Raw genomic sequence first — 17,896 nt, forward strand, 5'->3', positions numbered from 1 at the left:
GAATCATGGAACTAAGGAAGTGATGGTTTTTAATTCACTGTTAGTGAGTTTGTTAACTAATTGTCAGCGATCCCTCTCTCCCCACCACACACCCCACCACCTCAATCCCACCGCAAACCGCCAAAACCTCCAAAACAAACCCCTCCTTATCCTCCGGAGAAATCATTACACTGTCAAACCGGTTGTATCTTAACTCAATCCTATCCAGCGAGAGCGCGGGGGAGCTTAGCGGGTTTCTTGTTTGGATGATCTTTTTGATTGAGCTTATATGAATGGTTTTATCATAGAAAAAGCCGGATTTGATTCTGATTTCATTTCTGGAAATTTGATAGTAGGTTGTCATGAAAAGGTGCACGATTAATGCAGTGACTAGCGCAATAATGCCGAGGCCCACCCATATGCCTTTGACGGCCATGAATGTGCCCATAATGGCTAGCAACCCAAATATAGGGACGGATAACTCAATGCCAATCTTAGATTTGTACGTTTTCACTATTCAGCACATTAGGGTCTTGGCTCAGAAATATTCAATATACACAAAGTTTCCAAAATGGCCAATGGGCCTATCTAACATGATAATGTTTCAAATTTTTAGTTTGAAACCATTCCCATTTTCACTATTTTCAACCATCAACAAATAATAAAACCGCTAGGAATCATGAATAAACTTCCCTGGGCGAAATACATATTCAGTATCTGGATCGTCGCTATATTCGCTAGCATTGTTGTGAAATTCGTTAGCAGCAGCGTATTTGTTCTGGTGCCGCTTTGCGTTGGGCTGTACTGGCTTTCTATAAAGGGATTCGCGCAAATCAAAGGCTATGAATAACGTGGACGTTTGCTTTTTGAATTTTTTATCTTCTGCGTGTTCTGCGCGATTTAATTCAATCACAGAAAATTTCCTCCCATAGTCCTGCTGCAAAACCCGGCGGGTAAGCAAATTCATGCGGGTATGGACCGCACCGTCAGATGGTAGCGGGCATCTCAACTACTTCACAGCCAGCGCCGAATTAATTAAGGTTGAGTATCCGTTTATTAGGACTATCTTTCACTACATCAGCGTCGTTGCTCTTTCAACATTAAACTTTCAGTCTTTATGGACAAAGGGCATGACCCGCAATTTATCGTCGTTTCTGCCAGTGAAATGCTCACGCAAATTGCCGAAAAGGAAAAGAGGGAGGAGGAGCTGGTTATTGCCAACAAAGAGCTGCTTTTTCAAAACAATGAAAAACAAAAACGAGCAGACGAGCTGATCATTGCGAACCGCGAACTCCGGCGTCAGAATATCGAAAAGGGCAAAAGAGCGGAGGAGCTGACCAAGGCCAATGAGGAACTTGCCCTACAAAATGCCGAAGTTAAAAAGTTGTCGGTAGAACTTGAACTGCTCAATATTGAGCTTGCATCACAATATGTTGAAAAAGAGAAACAAGCCCTGATCCTGGAAGCGGCCAATCAGGAACTCGAATCGTTCTCTTACTCTGTTTCGCATGATCTAAGAGCGCCGTTAAGGGCCGTAAATGGTTTTACCCAAATACTATTAGAAGACTACATTGAGCAGCTGGGGGAAGATGCGCAATATCTGCTGACCGAGATCATCGCCAATTCCAACAAGATGGGGCAGTTGATTGATAATCTGCTGGATTTTTCGAGGCTGAGCAAACAGCAGATTTCTGTAACACATGTGGACACGGACAAAATGGTCAATTCTGTCATTACACAGCTCAAACAATTAGAACCTGGCCGCATTTTCAATTTCGACATTAAACCGCTCGACGTAGCAACTGGCGACCCCAGCATGCTCAGGCAGGTTTATGTGAATCTGATTTCTAACGCTATGAAGTATACTTCTAAAAAGGAATCAGCCCAAATAGAGATCGGGTCTTTCACAAATGAAGGTTTCTGCACCTTTTATATCAAGGACAATGGTGCAGGGTTTGACATGGCCTACTATGATAAGCTTTTCGGTGTCTTCCAGCGGCTGCACAGCAGCAACGAGTTTGAAGGGACCGGCGTAGGATTGGCCATTGTGCAAAAAATTATCGCTAAGCACGACGGCAAAGTGTGGGCTGAGGCAGCGGTAGGGCAGGGCGCTTGTTTCTATTTCAAAATTCCTGCTCCGGCTGACTTACCTCTTACTTAACTGACACATGGAAAACCAAGACATCCAGATCCTTCTGGTGGAAGACAATAAATCGGATGCCGCATTGACAATCAGGGCACTAAAAAAACATAATCTTGCCAATAACCTGATCCACCTGATCGACGGGGCGCAGGCCATTGATTTCATTTTTGGAAAAGGGGATTACTCAGGCAGAAATTTGGATATCAAGCCGAAAGTGATTTTTCTGGACATTAAGATGCCTAAAATAAACGGATTAGAGGTGCTTAGGATCTTAAAAGGGGATGATAATACAAGATCGATCCCTGTCGTGATGATGACATCCTCCAAGGAAGAGAAAGACATTATTGAAAGTCATAAGCTTGGCGTAAACAGTTATGTCGTCAAACCGCTCGGTTTTGAAAACTTCTCAAAAACAATCGCAGAACTTGGATTTTACTGGCTTGCGGTTAACAATGCTCCGCGGCAATAATCTTGGCCCGGTTTCAACTCATCATTTGCAGCAAACAGCTGGTTCATGGATAAATTAATTAGAATTCTGCATCTTGAAGATCTGCCCAGCGATGCACTTTTTGTTAAAAAAGCACTTGTTAAGGCGAACATCGATTTTCAGGAACTCGTTGTTGACAGTAAGGAAAAATACATGACCGCGCTGGAAGCATTCTCACCAGACCTGATTCTTGCCGATCATTCCCTGCCATCGTTCAATTCTACTGAGGCACTAAGAATATTAAAGCAAAGCGGCTTGAAAATCCCGTTCATAGTCGTCACGGCCGCAATGAGCGATGAATCGGCCGTGAACCTGCTGATGAAAGGGGCCGATGACTATATTCTGAAAGATCGGCTGAGCCGGCTGCCCATCGCTATTTCCAATGCGCTTGAAAAATATCGCCTTAAAAAAGAGCATGAAAAGTTTATGGACGACCTCATTGTCAGCGAACAGCGCTATCGCGCACTGATTGAGCACAGTGCAGACGGAGTCGTTATTTTAAATGCGCAGGGAAGGCCTACGTATGTGTCTGTTTCTGTCACGAATGTTTTGGGATATGAGCCAAATGAAATGTTGGGTGTGGATTTGTTTACATTGATCCATCCCGATGACAATTTGCACATGGACCTGATGCTGGAAAAAATCCTGAACAGTCCCGGAATCACTATGAAGGGCCACACGGGCCGCATGCGCCATAAAGATGGCGGCTGGCGATGGATCGAGGCAACCATTACGAATTTGCTTGGTGATCCCGCCGTTAACGGGATTGTAGATAATTTCCGGGATATAACAGATCGAAAACTCGCTCAGGATGCCATTACGGCGAGCGAGGAAAAGTACCGCCTATTGTTTGAAACCAGCATGGACGGCATTCTCTTGACATCAGAGGATGGCCAGGTCCTTGAAGCCAACCAGGCTGCATGCAGCATTTTTCAACGCAACGAAAGCGAAATTATTCATCTGGGCAGATCAGGACTTGCCGATCTGGACGATCCCAGGCTATCGGCTCTTTTGGACGAACGGCAGCGGACCGGAAAGGCTAATGGAGAGGTCTTGCTGCTGCGCAGGGACGGTTCCCGATTTGCCGGCGAGATCTCATCGACTATCTTTAAAAATGCCGATGGGAATGCGAATACTTCCATGATCGTGCGTGACATCAGCGAACGAAAGAATGCAGAGCAGCTTCTCTGGGAAAGCGAACGGAGATTGGAACGGGCCACTACCATGGCGCGGATTGGGAATTTCGAGGCAGATCCGGCCAATAACCTGGTGTTCTGGTCACCGATGATCAGGGAAATTCATGAAGTAGACATTGATTTTAATCCCGAGCTGGAAACGGCGATGAACTTTTACAAGCCGGGTTCCAACCGCGAAGCGATTAATAGAGCCCTGGAAGAAATTATCAAACATCAGACGCCCTTTGATCTGGAACTGCAAATCATCACAGCCAAAGGAAATGAGCGGTGGGTCCGGGTAATGTGCGAATCCGAGCTGGTCAACGACAGAAATATGCTTTATGGCAGCTTTCAGGATATAGATAAAATAAAAGAAACAGAGTCGGAAGTTTTCAGGTCATACGAAGAAAAGAATGTCATTCTTGAAAGTATCGGGGATGCTTTTTTTGCGATAGATAAAGATTGGGTGGTAAACTACTGGAACAAGGAGGCAGCCCGTCTTCTGGGACGCGCAAAAGTTGACGTTCTCAATCAATATCTATGGGATTTGTTTCCAAACAGCATAGGTTCTGAGTCTTACAGGCAATACACTTATGCGGTCGAAAGTGGTCAGATCGTTCATTTTGAAGATTACTACGAACCCTTGAACACATGGCTGGAAGTGAGTGCGTATCCCTCCGTAAATGGTTTGTCTGTATTTTTTAAAGACATTACCGAACGAAAATCTTCTGAAAACAAGCTCAATGAGCTCAATAATAACCTCCACCAGTACTCAAATGAACTTGCGCTTTCCAACAAAGGTCTGGAACAGTTTTCCTATATGGTCTCGCACAACCTTCGCGCGCCGGTTGCCAATATTATTGGGCTCTCGGGCCTGCTGAGTGACGACAGCTATCCTTCGGAATCCAAAAAGGAATTTTTAAACGGCATCCTTGAAAATGTCAAACGACTCGATGACGTCATTACGGATTTGAATTCCATTTTACAGATCAAAAAAGAGATCGGCGAAAAAAGTGAGATTGTCAACTTTCAGGATCTGGTCGAAAGCATTCAGGACAGCATACCCAATGTGATGCTAAAAGAAAATGTTCGGATTGTTAGCGATTTTACCCGGGCAGCCGAATTATTTACGCTCAAAACATACCTGTACAGTATTTTTCATAACCTGATCAGCAACAGCATCAAATATCATCAGCCCGGCCTGAATCCCGTCATTGAAATCAGCAGCAGCATATCGCAAGGTAAGCTCACATTATCTTTCAAGGACAATGGGCTTGGGATAGACCTGCACAAAAAACGCGAGCATCTTTTTGGGCTTTATAAACGCTTCCATCATCATGTGGAAGGCAAGGGTATGGGCCTGTTTATGGTCAAAACCCAGGTTGAAATACTGGGAGGAAGCATATCCGTTTTTAGTGAAGTCAATAAAGGAACCGAATTTCTAATTGAATTTAATTTGTAAAAGTGCGATACGATGACAACACACAGCCGATTTATTGTTGTAGACGATGACCCGCTCAACAACCTTGTTTGCAACCATATCATCCTTAAATTCAATGCTGATGCAGACATCAAGCTCTTTACAAATCCTGAAAAAGCATTGGAAATGGTCCAGGCCGAAGGCAGCGGCGGAGGTGAATATGTGCTCTTTTTGGATGTGAATATGCCTGGTATGAGCGGTTGGGAGTTTCTGGAAGCCTTCGAGAGCTTTGATGAAAGGATCCGCCAGCGATTCAACATTTACATTCTTTCCTCATCCATTGATCAGGGTGATATTGAAAAAGCTGCTGCCAATCCTTTTGTAAAAGGTTATTATCCTAAGCCGCTGAGTCTGGCAACAATGGGAAAGTTAGAATAGCGCTAAGAACAAGCAAAAGGCCGGATTGTTCCGGCCTTTTGTCATTTTGAAATTATAATGTGCTGTTTGCCAATGCAATCTCTTTTTCTTTGATCCAGCTATGGATCTGTTCTGCAATGATTTCCCAGCCCGGCTCACCGCATATGAAGTGCGATTTGTTTTCAAATTCCAGGTAATCCACATCGCCATTCTCTTCATCCTTATAAGCATTGTAGTTTTTCTCTACCAGCTCGTAGGGAATAATCTTATCTTCCTTGCCCGCTATAAATAGCATTGGCACATGCGGCACTTCCAGCGGGACCTCGCCGTACTCGCCCAGACAGCCCCTCAGCACATTGCGGCTGTCATAAGTTGCCGTTGTTTCAAAGGCAATCTGTGCCGCTGATTCGTCCAGCGTATTGCAAAAATTCTCATGAAACGTTTCCGCCGTATGCTTAAACGGCTCGTCGCCCTTGAAAGGATTGGTGATGGCGGCTACGTTTTTAAAAAATGGCCAGTCAATTGTCATCATTTTATTGGGGGCCACCGGAGAAATCGGAACACCCAGGCTTGCCAGGTTTTTATTGACAAATATCTGCGTCAGTAAGCCACCGACGGAGTGGCCAATCACGATCGGCTTCTCAGTTACGTCCAGTTTTCCGCCGCCGGCGTCAATGACAACCTGTTCTATGGCACCGATGACATCTTCCAGCATCAGATCCCCAAGTGTGGCAGGCGGATTGGCGCGCAGCGCCGATGGTTCTCCCAAATGGTCCGGCCAGGATGGCGCAATGCAGTTATAGCCGCGTTCTTCGAAATAATTAACCCATTTATCCCAGCTTTTACCATTCTGAAACATTCCGTGGATGAAAACAATTGTCTTTTTCATGATTGTTGATTTAAGTGTAAAACAATAACGTCGCAAAAAATAGCAGGCCAGATCAGTTCAGAACGCGAATGGGGAAACTGCTTCCGGCAGCTAGAACTTGACGTTGTAACTCGCCTGGATCTGTGGAATTTCTCCTGCAAATCCTTGGAAAAAATGGCAGTCGAATAATGAATATAAATATTTTGATAAAAAATTTTTCTATTTGTGCTAAATCGATTTACTTAGTGCGCTAAATCGTTTTACTATTTCTAAACCCGCTTAAATTTTCCTGACCTATGAAAAGCTTTTTACTTTTCTGCCTCTTTTTTGCCCTCTTTTGGGCAAATGCGGCAGCCCAGCAGCAGGTGACCGGAACGGTTACAGACTCCCGGGGCGAACCCTTGCCCGGCGTCAACATTATTGTCAAGAGTACATCCACTGGAACTGTTACCAATGTAGACGGAACGTATTCGCTGAATGTGTCGGGTGAAAATGGCGTGCTGCTGTTTTCATTTATCGGATATGCACCTTCCGAGGTGCCCGTCAACGGCCGCACGCGGATTGACCTGGCTATGAAGGAAGATCTGCAAAACCTCGACGAGCTCGTAGTAGTGGGTTACGGAACCGTCAAGAAATCCGACCTGACAGGCTCGGTGGCATCCATTTCCTCGGCCGAACTGAAGGCCGTTCCGGTCGCAACATTTGATCAGGCTTTGCAGGGACGCGCGGCAGGGGTACAAGTGGTGCAGTCCAACGGTGTTCCCGGCGGCGGAACCAACATCCGGATCCGTGGTACTACATCCGTGAGCGCCAGCAGTGAGCCATTGTATGTGATCGACGGCATGCTGATCAACAATAACACCAATGAAATGTCGGCAGGCGGCCGGGGCCCTTCCCTTAACCCGCTGTCGACGATCAACCCAAGTGATATCGAATCAATTGAAGTTTTGAAAGATGCTTCCGCCACAGCCATTTACGGCTCGCGAGCTGCCAACGGGGTTATCCTGATCACCACGCGCAAGGGCAAAGCAGGAAAGGCTTCTATCAATATTGAAACTTACTACGGAAGCCAGCAGGTCACCAAAACGCTTGATCTGCTGAATGCAACGCAGTTTGCCGAGCTGGTCAATGAGGCCAGCACCAATGCAAAACTGGCGCCGGTTTACGCAGATCCGGCCAGTTTCGGCCAGGGCACCAACTGGCAGGACGAGCTTTTCCGTAAGGCATCTATCTCCAACTATCAGGTGTCGATCGCAGGTGGAAATGAAAAGACCCGCTACGCACTCGGCGGGGGGTATTTCAAGCAGAACGGCATTGTAACAGGTTCTGATTTTGGCCGCTACTCATTCAAACTGAACCTGGATACCGATGTCAGCAAAAGGCTGAAAGTGGGCGCCAATATGTCCTACAACCGCATGGCCAGCAATGGCGTGCTGACAGGCCCGGGAAATGTAGTGCAGGGTGTCGTAACGAATGCATTAATGTTCAACCCGATCTTGCCTGTTTATGATCCGGCCAGGCCGGGCGGCTACACGTTCCAGCACGACAGGCGAGATGCAATTGCCAACCCTGTGGCCGAAGCGAAAGAATATGAGGCCATTACCAACACTTCCAGGATGCTGGGTTCTGTTTTTGCTGAATACCAGATTGCCCAGGGCCTTTCGTTCAGGTCCAGTTTCGGAATTGATGTTTTGAATACCAAATCCAATACTTTCGGCCCGAACTTCCTTAAACGCACGGAAAACAGCAAAGGGGAGGCGTCGGTAACTACCTTGCAGGCACTCACCTGGCTGAATACCAATACATTTAACTACACCAAACAGATTAACAATGACAACAGCTTCAATGTCTTGCTGGGGTTGGAAACACAGAAGTTCAGAAATGAATCGGTAAATGCCTATGCCTTTGGGTTCCCTGATGCGCGCACGGGGTGGCATGATATCGGTTCTGCCGAAAATCCGCAGACGACGTCCAACGGCGAGCTGCAATGGAGCATGCTGTCGTATTTCGGAAGGATCAATTACACGCTGAAAAACAAATATCTTTTTACATTGACCGGCCGCAGCGACGGCTCTTCCAAATTTTCAGAAGGACGCAAATTCGGTTTTTTCCCCTCAGCAGCATTCGCCTGGAAGGTTACCGAGGAGAATTTCATGAAGTCGGTCAGTTTTATTCAGGACCTGAAATTCCGCGCCAGTTATGGCCGCACGGGTAACCAGTCTATTCAGCCCTACCGCTCGCTGGCGCTGATAGGGGCTTTGGGACAGGGTGTGTTCTCTACAACGGGCCAGGAAGTGATCCGCGGCCGCGAGCCGGTTTCTTATCCTAACAGGGAATTGAAATGGGAAACCACCGACCAGATGAATGCAGCCATTGACGTCTCCGTTTTAATGGGCAGACTGGACCTTACCATTGAAGCCTATAATAAGAACACAATTGACCTGCTCCTGGACACGCCCATTCCGTACACCAGCGGTTTTGACAACACCCTGCTCAACATTGGAAACGTGCGTAACCGCGGAATCGATGTGGCGATCAACTCGGTGAACCTGGATGGGAAAGTGCAGTGGAATACATCCCTGAACGTGTCTGTAAACCGCAATAAGATCACCAACCTGGCCCGCAAAGAAGATGTGAACCTGGGAGTAGGCGGCAACATTCTGCGGGAAGGCGAGCCGATCGGCACGTTCTTCGGTTATGTCTTCGATGGTATTTACCAAACGGATGAAGAGGCTAAAAACAGTCCGGCCATTGCAGGACAGAGCCCGGCAGCAGGCGATCGTAGATACAAAGACATCAGCGGCCCGAACCGCACGCCCGACGGCATTATCAATGATTTTGACCGCACCATTATCGGCTCGGCGCAACCGGATTTTACCTGGGGTTTGAATAACAATGTCACATTCAAGGGAGTCACATTATCCCTGTTTTTCCAGGGATCGCAGGGAAATCAGATGGTGAACCAGAACCGTGGTGACCTGGCCAATGTCAATGGCAAGCAGAATGTACTTGCAGAGGCAGGCCTGGGAAGGTGGACACCTGAAAACCGCTCCAACAAATACGCCCGCGCACTATCTACGGCCAACGACAATGTGTTCTCGTCGCGATTTGTGGAAGATGCATCTTACGTGCGTCTGAAAAATATTACGCTGGGCTACAATCTTCCCGGAACCGTGCTTAAAAAGATCGGGCTGGCCAATGCAAGGCTTTATGTAAGCGCAAGCAACCTTTGGACGCTCACTGATTACAGCGGTTATGACCCGGAAGGCAATGCCTATGGCGGAACGACCAATATCGTAGGTGTGGATTTTGGAGGGTACCCTCAGGCTAAGACCTACACGGTCGGTCTTAATTTCGGATTTTAGTTTCAAACAAGATTTTTAGAATAAAAATGAAAAAGTTCAAACTCATAAAAACATCCGGAATGATCCTGGCAGCAGCATTGCTGTGGCTGAGCTCCTGCGAGGATTTCCTCAAAGAAGATCCCCAGGACCGCATTGCCCAGGACCGTTTCTACCAGACGGCCGAAGACGCAACGGCCGCTGTCAATGCTGTATATTCCAATCTGGGCTCGACTTCCTCAGGACCCGAGGGCATTTACCACAGCACCACGTGGATTGCCGCCGGGCTTGCTTCGGATGAACTGATCAATAAGCAGGAAGGTGCCATAGCAAATGATCAGCTGGCTACTTTCTCCTGGAACGCGGAAAATGGTAATATTGGAACGATCTGGCGCATTCATTACAAAACCATTACGCTGGCAAACATCGCCATCGAGCGCATTCCGCCCATTGATATGGACGAAGCACTGAAAAACCGGCTTGTCAACGAGGCAAAGTTCCTGCGGGCACTGGCTTATTTCAATCTGGTAAGAATGTTTGGTAATGTGCCTTTACTCGTCAAAGAAGAAGAGCCGCTTAATCCCGGCGTAGCTGATGTGAATGCCGTTTACACCCAGATCATCAGTGATTTACAGTCTGCCGAAGCATTGCCGCTTGATGGCGCGATCCAGGAAGGGCGTGCAACCAGCGGTGCAGCGAAAGCTTTGCTGGCAAAAGTATATCTGACCAGAAAGGACTTTCAGAATGCGTCTGCAAAAGCATTGGAAGTCATCCAGTCTAACAAATATGCGCTTTGGCCCAGCTTCGCCGATGCATTCAAACATACGAATCGCAACGGCAAGGAAGCACTTTTCTCGGTGAGCTTTGGTGATGGCGGCGGGAGTATTTCCTTCTGGGAGTTTGGTCAGTTCAATGTGCGTTTGCTGCCTCCGGAGCTTTCAAAGGAAATCTCGGGTATCCGCAACACACAAGGCTGGCAGGCGGCAACCAAAGACCTGTACAATTCCTTTTCAGACAATGATGAGCGCAAAAAGGTGACATTTCTGACTGAATTTGTCAATGACAAAGGTGCTACCATCAAGCTTAGTGACATTTATATTCAAAAATACTGGGACAGAACAGCCGAGCCGGTGGCAGGCGACTCGCAGCAGGATTTTCCTGTGATCCGCTATTCGGATGTGCTCTTAACCTACGCCGAAGCCCAGGCTGAACTTACTAATGCAGCCGTAGCCAGCCAGTATGTAAATATGGTTCGAAAAAGGGCGAAGCTGGCTGAGGTCAACCTCTCGGGCGCTGCTTTGAAGGAAGAAATCCTGGATCAGCGCAGGAAGGAATTTGTGGCCGAAGGGCACCGCTGGTATGACCTGGTGCGCACAGGGACCCTGGAAGCCAAGGTGCAAAAAGCTAAATCTGTTGCCGTTAAGCCGATTTATTACCTATTTCCACTCCCGCAGCGTGAGCGCGACGTGAACCCTGAGCTGCCGCAGAACCCCGGCTATTAACCAAAAATAACCCACTGATTGACTGTGCCGGGCGTTGCAGAACAACGCCCGGAGGCATGCTGGAACTGGCCATGGACCCGAAACGCAACGAAACCTTTGGCAACTGATTCCTACCCTTAACCTTAATCCTAACCCTTTGAAAAAGTACTATTTGACATTCCTAAACCCTTTAATGATGCTGATCCCGATGGTATTTATGGCCATCGGGACACAAGCGCAGAAGGCCTATTTTATTGATGGATATCATGGCGGCGTGTATGGACATTACCCTGTTGGCTACACGCAATTTGTTGTAGATGAGTTAAATAAAAATAAATTCTGGAAGATCAATCTGGAAATCGAACCCGAAACCTGGGACTCTGTAAAGGTGAGGGAGCCCCAGGCGCTGGCCGGTTTTCAGGAGCTGTTTGCAGACCAGTCGCTGGCCGGTCGGATCGAATATGTGAGTCCGGCGTATGGTCAGAGTTATTTTTACAATGTTTCCGGCGAGAGCATTATCAGGCATTTTCACTATGGTATCAAAAAGGTGAAGAGCTATTTTCCAACGGCTGTTTTCACAACCTATTCTTCGGAAGAGCCCTGCTTTACCAGCGCATTGCCGCAGATACTGAACTCATTTGGTTATAAATATGCTTCGCTGAAAAACCCAAACACCTGCTGGGGCGGTTACACGCGCGCCTTTGGCGGTGAGCTTGTCAACTGGGTAGGGCCGGATGGGTCGCGCATTACCACCGTGCCCCGTTATGGCAGTGAGGGCTTGGAACCAAATTCCACCTGGCAAACCGAAGGCTGGACCAACTCGCCCAAATACATCAGCGACGCATTGAAATCGGGCATTAAAAATCCCGTGGCAATGACCTTTCAGGACGCAGGCTGGCGAAACGGTCCGTGGATCGGTAATGGCGAAAAGGGGTATCAACCAACTGAATACAAAACCTGGCGGGACTATTTTGCCAATCATTCCATCGGCAAAACCGATCAGGACTGGCATTTCTCGCAGGAGGATATGCAGGTGAGCCTGGTGTGGGGCTCACAGGTGCTGCAAAAGATCGCCCAGCAGGTCCGGGTGTCGGAAAATAAGATTGTCATGGCCGAGAAGATGGCTACTTTGAATAAAATCTACAACAATGCGCCCTGGCCCCAGGAAGCCATTGACGAAGCCTGGCGCGGGCTCATGCTTTCGCAGCACCACGACTGCTGGATCGTGCCGTATAATGGTAAGCGTGGAAATACCTGGGCTGATAAAGTGGTGGTTTGGACGGATACGACCAACCGCATCAGCGACCGCATTATCGCCTCGGCGGCCGGTACTCATGTTGGTTTGAATAAAAATGCAGACCAGTGGATCAATGTTTACAACACAACCGGAAACATTAAAAATGAGCTTGTTTCCTTAAATCTTCCTGCCGGAATCGATCCGCAGACGATCAGTATAGTTGACGATAAAAATAAGGAAGTGCCTTTGCAGGTGAGTGCTCAGGATCAAAAAGTGGTTTATTTTAAATCGGCTGTTCCGGCAATGGGTTATAGTCAATATAAATTCGACAAGAAGAAAACCTCTAAAACAGCAGGCGCGAAAGCTTCGGTGCTGGCATCCGGGGACATTGTTCTCGAAACGGACCATTATAAACTGGTTTTGAACAAAGCAAAGGGAGGCAGTATCAAAAGTCTGATAGTAAAGACGTTGGCGAACAAGGAATTTGTCGATGCAAAAAGCGAACGTTCTTTTAATGAGCTGCGTGGTAATTTCTTTGATAACGGCGGTTTTCATTCCACAACAGAAAACCCGGTAACAATCAGCATTATCGAAAACGGGCCGCTGGTAGTGACTGCCCAAGTGAAAGGCGAACTGCTTTCAAATCCATTTACCCAAACCATTACCCTCAAACAAGGCGACCGAAAAATCGAATGCGCGCTGGAAATTGACTGGAAAACCAACATCGGCATCGGCAGTGACTACAAGCAGCACGAAAAGATTGATCCAAAAGATTATCACAAACCTTTTTACGACGATAGTCAAAAGCTGCTGGCATTGTTTCCCGTTAATTTTCAATCCGAAAAAATATACAAGGATGCGCCTTTTGACGTGACGGAGAGCAAGCTGGAAAATACGTTTTTCAGTCGCTGGGACAGCATTAAGCACAACCTTATGGTCACATGGGTTGATTTGTATGATGCTAAAAACGACATGGGCCTCGCACTGCTTTCGGATCAGACCACATCCTACGCGCACGGCAAAAACTTCCCGCTCGGACTGAACGTACAATACTCCGGCGCAGGACTCTGGGGCAGAAACCACACCATAACCGGCCCCACAAAAATGCGCTACGCCCTCGTGCCTCACGCCGGAAAATGGGACAAAGCAGCCATTTCCACAGAAGCATCAACCTGGAACGAACCAGTCCTGGCAACCCTAACAAACCAACCCGCCAAAACCCAAAAATCCCTAATAAAAGCATCAAGAAAAGGCTACCAATACCCGTCAATTTCAATTGACGGAAATGACCTATTCATAAGGATCTTCAACGCCGAAGGTGACGATCAACCGCAAAAAATAACATTGGACGGGAAAGCATCATCTGCCGCTTTGGTAGAATTGAATGGCGATGTAAAAGAGGAATTAGTAATCAGTAATCAGCAAGGCAAAACGGTTTTGAATGTATCCATGCCCCGTTTCGGAATCCGGACAATTCGTCTGAAAGACTTTTCAACCCATTGAATTATCCTATCTTGCCAAAATGAATATGCAGAAAATCAAGATCCTCATTGTACTGCTTTGCATAGCATTATCAGTTCATGCGCAGAATGGCCGCAAGCTCAGGTTAAGCCCGGTTTTGCAAAGCAATATGGTCGTGCAGCAAAACCAGCCATTTAAAGTCTGGGGCCATGCGCCTGCCGGAGCCGAAGTGACCATTCAGCCAGACTGGTTGTCCGCACCGGTGCGTATTTCGGCCAACGCGGAAAGCAAGTTTCTGGGGATTATCCCTGTTCCGGCGGCACGGGCTGGTGATTTTACTAAACATAAGATCACCATCAGCAGCGGCCAGGAAACGCAGACGCTGGAAAATGTTCTGATCGGGGAGACCTGGATTTGCAGTGGGCAATCCAACATGCAATTCAAAATGCACGAAACGCTGGATTCGGCCAGTGAAGTGCCGGCTGCTGCTTTTCCGCAGATCCGTTTGTTCAGTGCAAACCTGAATTTCAGTAATGAACCCCTGGATAGCATTCAGGGCACCTGGCAGGAATGTACGCCTGCCAGCGTGCGCACATTCAGCGCCGTGGGTTATCATTTCGGGCGGGAATTATTTGCCAAACTGAATGTGCCCGTCGGGCTGGTTTTTACCGGGATAGGCGCTTCGGCAGCACAAGCTTACGTGCCCCGCCAGATGCTGGCGGCCGATACAATGCTCAACCGTGTTTATTTACAGCCCTATCTGGACAGTCCCAAATCGAAGGAAAAGATCGACGGCGGCTTTACTTTTGAGAAAGTGACCCGGCCGTTTTTACTTTATAATGCCCTTGTCAATCCCTTTATCAACCTTTCCGTTAAAGGCTTTATCTGGTATCAGGGCGAGTCCAACCGTAACGAGCGCACGAGCTACACCCGCCTCACACAGGCTATGATCCAGAGCTGGCGGTCGGCTTTCGGGCAGGGAAATCTGCCTTTTTATTACGTACAGGTAGCACCGTTCTGGTATGAACGGGATGATGCAGCACTGGCCGACTATGCATTCTTTCGCGAAGCACAGGAAGCTGTGGCCAGCTTAGGAAATACAGAAATGGTCGTGAACATGGATGTGGGCGAGTCCCGGGATCTTCATCCGAAAAACAAAAAGCCCATCGGCGTGCGCCTGGCCAGAACGGCGCTCAACAGGACTTACGGCCTGCTGGAAATAAGCTATCAAGGGCCAAAATTTGACTATGCATTGTTTGGAAAAAAAGAAATCGAGATACATTTCCTTCCCGAAACCGTACGCAACGGGTTGGAAACCAATAACGGGAAAGCCCCTGAACATTTCTTTGTAGCAGGTGCAGACAGGAAATTTCATGCCGCAAAGGCCCGGATTGATAAAGACCGGATTATACTGACTTGTCCTGATGTAAAGCAACCGGTGGCTGTCCGGTATGCGTTTACGAATTTTGCAGTGACCAATTTGCAAAATAAGGACGGCCTGCCTGCACTGGCATTCCGCAGCGACGACTGGCCTGAACCAATTCCCCAAAAATAGCCTTCCACATTACAGGCATGATCAATAAAATAATGACAGATCCGAAACCATCGATGAGCGACCTTGCCAGGAAGCTGAACGTTTCAAAAACAACCATATCATTTATTCTTAACGGAAAGGCAAAGGAAAAACGGATCAGCGAATCGCTTGTTGAAAAAGTGCTGGCGGAGGCAGCCAGCCTGGGTTATCGGCCCAACCAGTTTGCACAAAGCCTGCGCACAGGCCGAACAAACATTATCGGGCTGATGGTAGAAGATATTTCCAACCCCTTTTATGCGAGCATTGCCAAATTAATCGAAGAAAAGGTTTACCAGAATGGCTATAAAATCGTGTATTGCAGCACGGAAAATGACGTGGCGCGCGGCAAGGATTTCCTGACAATGTTCTCTACGCTCAGTGTGGACGGCTGCATTATCGCTCCTACCCAGGGCATGGAGCAGGAGATCCGCGACATGCTGGATAAGGGCAAGGGCGTAGTGCTTTTTGACCGCTATTTTGGCAACGACGGCACCGATGCGGTAATGGTCGACAACCAGGGCGGCATGTATTTGGCCGTGGAGCACCTCGTGGCACGCGGCGCGAAAAACATCGGTCTTGTTGCGCTTGCCCTGGGCGATCCCGAGAAGGAAGACCGCATCATTGGTTTCAAAAAAGCCATCGCCGACCATGGACTGGCTACGCATGTTTTCCCTCTTCCATTTAAGGGCGGACACGAAGATTATTTGCAGGATATCAGCGAAATACTCAGTCAGAACAAGCTGGATGCGGTTGTGTTCGGGACCAATTACCTGGGCATTGCCGGGCTCGAAGTGATCAATCAGTCGGGGCTAAGCATTCCGGATGACATTGCCATGATCTCCTTCGATGACCATGATCTTTTCCGGATACACCGTCCGGGCATAACCGTGGTCGCTCAGCCCATCGAAGGCATCGCGCAGGTGGCGATAGATACGCTGATGTCCAAACTGCGCAATCCGGCTTTACTCAAAAAAGCCGCCGAAGTAATCACATTGCCCACATCATTGATTATCAGGGCTTCAACCTAGCGGGTTATGGAACATAGCAGCACCACATTGACTATGCAGAGCAGGACTTTTCGCTGCGTGCTGATCGTGTCTTTAACCGGTTTTTTATCCGGTTTTGATTCCATTGTTATATCGGGCATTAACCTGTCTGTGAGGCAATTATGGCATACTTCGGATTGGTTTCACGGCACGTTTATCGTTTCCATCGCATTGTGGGGAGCAGTGGCCGGAGCTCTGATCGGCGGATATCCCACCGAACGCTGGGGCCGAAAACCGACGCTGCTGCTCACGGGCGCGCTGTTTATGCTTGCGTCGCTCGGGACTGCCTTGTCCGTTTCGCCTTATATGTTTTCGGTTTTTCGCTTCATCGGTGGCCTGGCTGCGGGCATCGGCGCCATTTCGGCGCCAACCTACATTGCCGAGATCAGCGATGCGAAGGACCGTGGCAAACTGGGCATACTATTTCAATTTAGTCTGGTCGGGGGCATTCTGCTGGCTTACATTTCCAATTATATGCTTGCAGGCATCGCAGGTTCCGGCGACTGGCGGTTTATGGCTGGGGCCACGGGCGTAATTGCGCTTTTTTACACTTTGCTCGCCCTTGGCATTCCTGAAAGTCCCCGCTGGCTGATGCGTGCTGAAACAACTTTGGAACAAACTGCAAAGCTTCAAAATGCAGGTTTGTTTTCGGGAAAATATTCCAAAATCCTGGTCATTACATTATTAATGGTCTTTTTTAATCAATTTTCCGGGATCAGCTTCGTGCTTTTGTATGGGCCGCAGATTTTGAAACAGGCCGGGCTGGGCGTGTCGCAGTCGCTGCTGGGCGGCGTTTCCATCGGCATGGTGAATTTGCTGGCAACGGGTGTTGGAATGTATTTTATTGATCGGGTAGGGAGGAGGCAACTGATGTTTGCAGGATCGATCGGGTATATTTTAAGTTTGTCAATGATGGCCTTAGGCTTTTATGCGGGCTGGTCTGCGTGGTTTGTACTGAGCTTCATGCTGGTTTTTATCTGCTCACATGCCATTGGGCAGGGCGCGGTGATCTGGGTTTTTATTGCGGAGATTTTCCCAACGCGGGTGCGGGCGTTTGGTCAGGCTTGGGGCTCGGGAATGCTGAATGTATTTGCAGGATTGATTACGCTGCTGGGCACGGTGCTCATCAACCAATATTCAACCTGGATCATATTTGCCGGCTTTGCTTCGCTAATGGTGCTTCAACTAATGTTTGTGGCGCTGCTGATGCCGGAAACGAAAGGCATTTCCCTGGAAGCCATTGAAGATCAGTTTTCTTAATTTTCCCG

13 protein-coding genes are annotated in these 17,896 nt (G+C 48.0%); 10 read left to right on the forward strand and 3 right to left on the reverse strand.

Annotated features, from left to right (window positions below; genetic code table 11):
• Nucleotides 1–52: 52 nt before the first annotated feature.
• Both L0659_RS05075 and L0659_RS05080 read right to left on the reverse strand, forming a co-directional pair.
• Nucleotides 53–493 (reverse strand): PH domain-containing protein, encoded by a 441-nt coding sequence (locus tag L0659_RS05075; protein WP_235124608.1) that lies wholly within the window; start codon nt 491–493, stop codon nt 53–55.
• Nucleotides 494–649: 156 nt separating this feature from the next.
• Nucleotides 650–946 carry a hypothetical protein gene (locus L0659_RS05080; RefSeq protein WP_235124609.1) on the reverse strand — a complete coding sequence of 99 codons (297 nt, stop codon included), beginning with the start codon at nt 944–946 and terminating at the stop codon, nt 650–652.
• A 150-nt stretch (nt 947–1,096) separates the two neighbouring features.
• Here L0659_RS05080 and L0659_RS05085 point away from each other — a divergent pair, with 150 nt between their 5' ends.
• From L0659_RS05085 to L0659_RS05100, 4 genes are read left to right on the forward strand one after another with little or no spacing between them, the layout of a single operon-like run.
• Entirely contained in the window at nt 1,097–2,140 is a 1,044-nt protein-coding gene (locus L0659_RS05085) for an ATP-binding protein (RefSeq protein WP_235124610.1), read from the forward strand.
• 7 nt (nt 2,141–2,147) lie between these two features.
• Nucleotides 2,148–2,591, forward strand: coding sequence for a response regulator (locus L0659_RS05090; protein WP_235124612.1), 444 nt, complete (start codon nt 2,148–2,150; stop codon nt 2,589–2,591).
• A 45-nt stretch (nt 2,592–2,636) separates the two neighbouring features.
• On the forward strand, nt 2,637–5,246 hold the full coding sequence (locus L0659_RS05095; RefSeq protein WP_235124613.1) for a PAS domain S-box protein: 2,610 nt from the start codon (nt 2,637–2,639) through the stop codon (nt 5,244–5,246).
• 12 nt (nt 5,247–5,258) lie between these two features.
• Nucleotides 5,259–5,642: a response regulator gene (locus tag L0659_RS05100; protein WP_235124614.1), complete on the forward strand. Its 384-nt coding sequence runs from the start codon at nt 5,259–5,261 to the stop codon at nt 5,640–5,642.
• Between the two features lie 52 nt (nt 5,643–5,694).
• Here L0659_RS05100 and L0659_RS05105 read toward each other — a convergent pair whose 3' ends face one another.
• On the reverse strand, nt 5,695–6,510 hold the full coding sequence (locus L0659_RS05105) for an alpha/beta hydrolase (protein ID WP_235124615.1): 816 nt from the start codon (nt 6,508–6,510) through the stop codon (nt 5,695–5,697).
• 275 nt (nt 6,511–6,785) lie between these two features.
• Here L0659_RS05105 and L0659_RS05110 point away from each other — a divergent pair, with 275 nt between their 5' ends.
• The 6 genes from L0659_RS05110 (at nt 6,786) to L0659_RS05135 (ending at nt 17,888) form a co-directional block, all read left to right on the forward strand.
• Entirely contained in the window at nt 6,786–9,854 is a 3,069-nt protein-coding gene (locus tag L0659_RS05110) for a TonB-dependent receptor (RefSeq protein ID WP_235124616.1), read from the forward strand.
• Nucleotides 9,855–9,880: 26 nt separating this feature from the next.
• The gene (locus L0659_RS05115; RefSeq protein WP_235124617.1) at nt 9,881–11,332 is read left to right on the forward strand and encodes a RagB/SusD family nutrient uptake outer membrane protein; all 1,452 of its coding nucleotides are present in this window, start codon (nt 9,881–9,883) and stop codon (nt 11,330–11,332) included.
• 136 nt (nt 11,333–11,468) lie between these two features.
• Entirely contained in the window at nt 11,469–14,051 is a 2,583-nt protein-coding gene (locus L0659_RS05120) for a glycoside hydrolase family 38 C-terminal domain-containing protein (protein WP_235124619.1), read from the forward strand.
• 19 nt (nt 14,052–14,070) lie between these two features.
• Nucleotides 14,071–15,564: a sialate O-acetylesterase gene (locus L0659_RS05125; RefSeq protein ID WP_235124620.1), complete on the forward strand. Its 1,494-nt coding sequence runs from the start codon at nt 14,071–14,073 to the stop codon at nt 15,562–15,564.
• Nucleotides 15,565–15,581: 17 nt separating this feature from the next.
• Entirely contained in the window at nt 15,582–16,610 is a 1,029-nt protein-coding gene (locus L0659_RS05130) for a LacI family DNA-binding transcriptional regulator (RefSeq protein WP_235124621.1), read from the forward strand.
• 6 nt (nt 16,611–16,616) lie between these two features.
• On the forward strand, nt 16,617–17,888 hold the full coding sequence (locus L0659_RS05135) for an MFS transporter (protein WP_235124622.1): 1,272 nt from the start codon (nt 16,617–16,619) through the stop codon (nt 17,886–17,888).
• Nucleotides 17,889–17,896 lie beyond the last annotated feature (8 nt).

Source organism: Dyadobacter sp. CY347, from assembly GCF_021502655.1.
In the GTDB taxonomy this organism is placed as follows: Bacteria; Bacteroidota; Bacteroidia; order Cytophagales; family Spirosomataceae; genus Dyadobacter.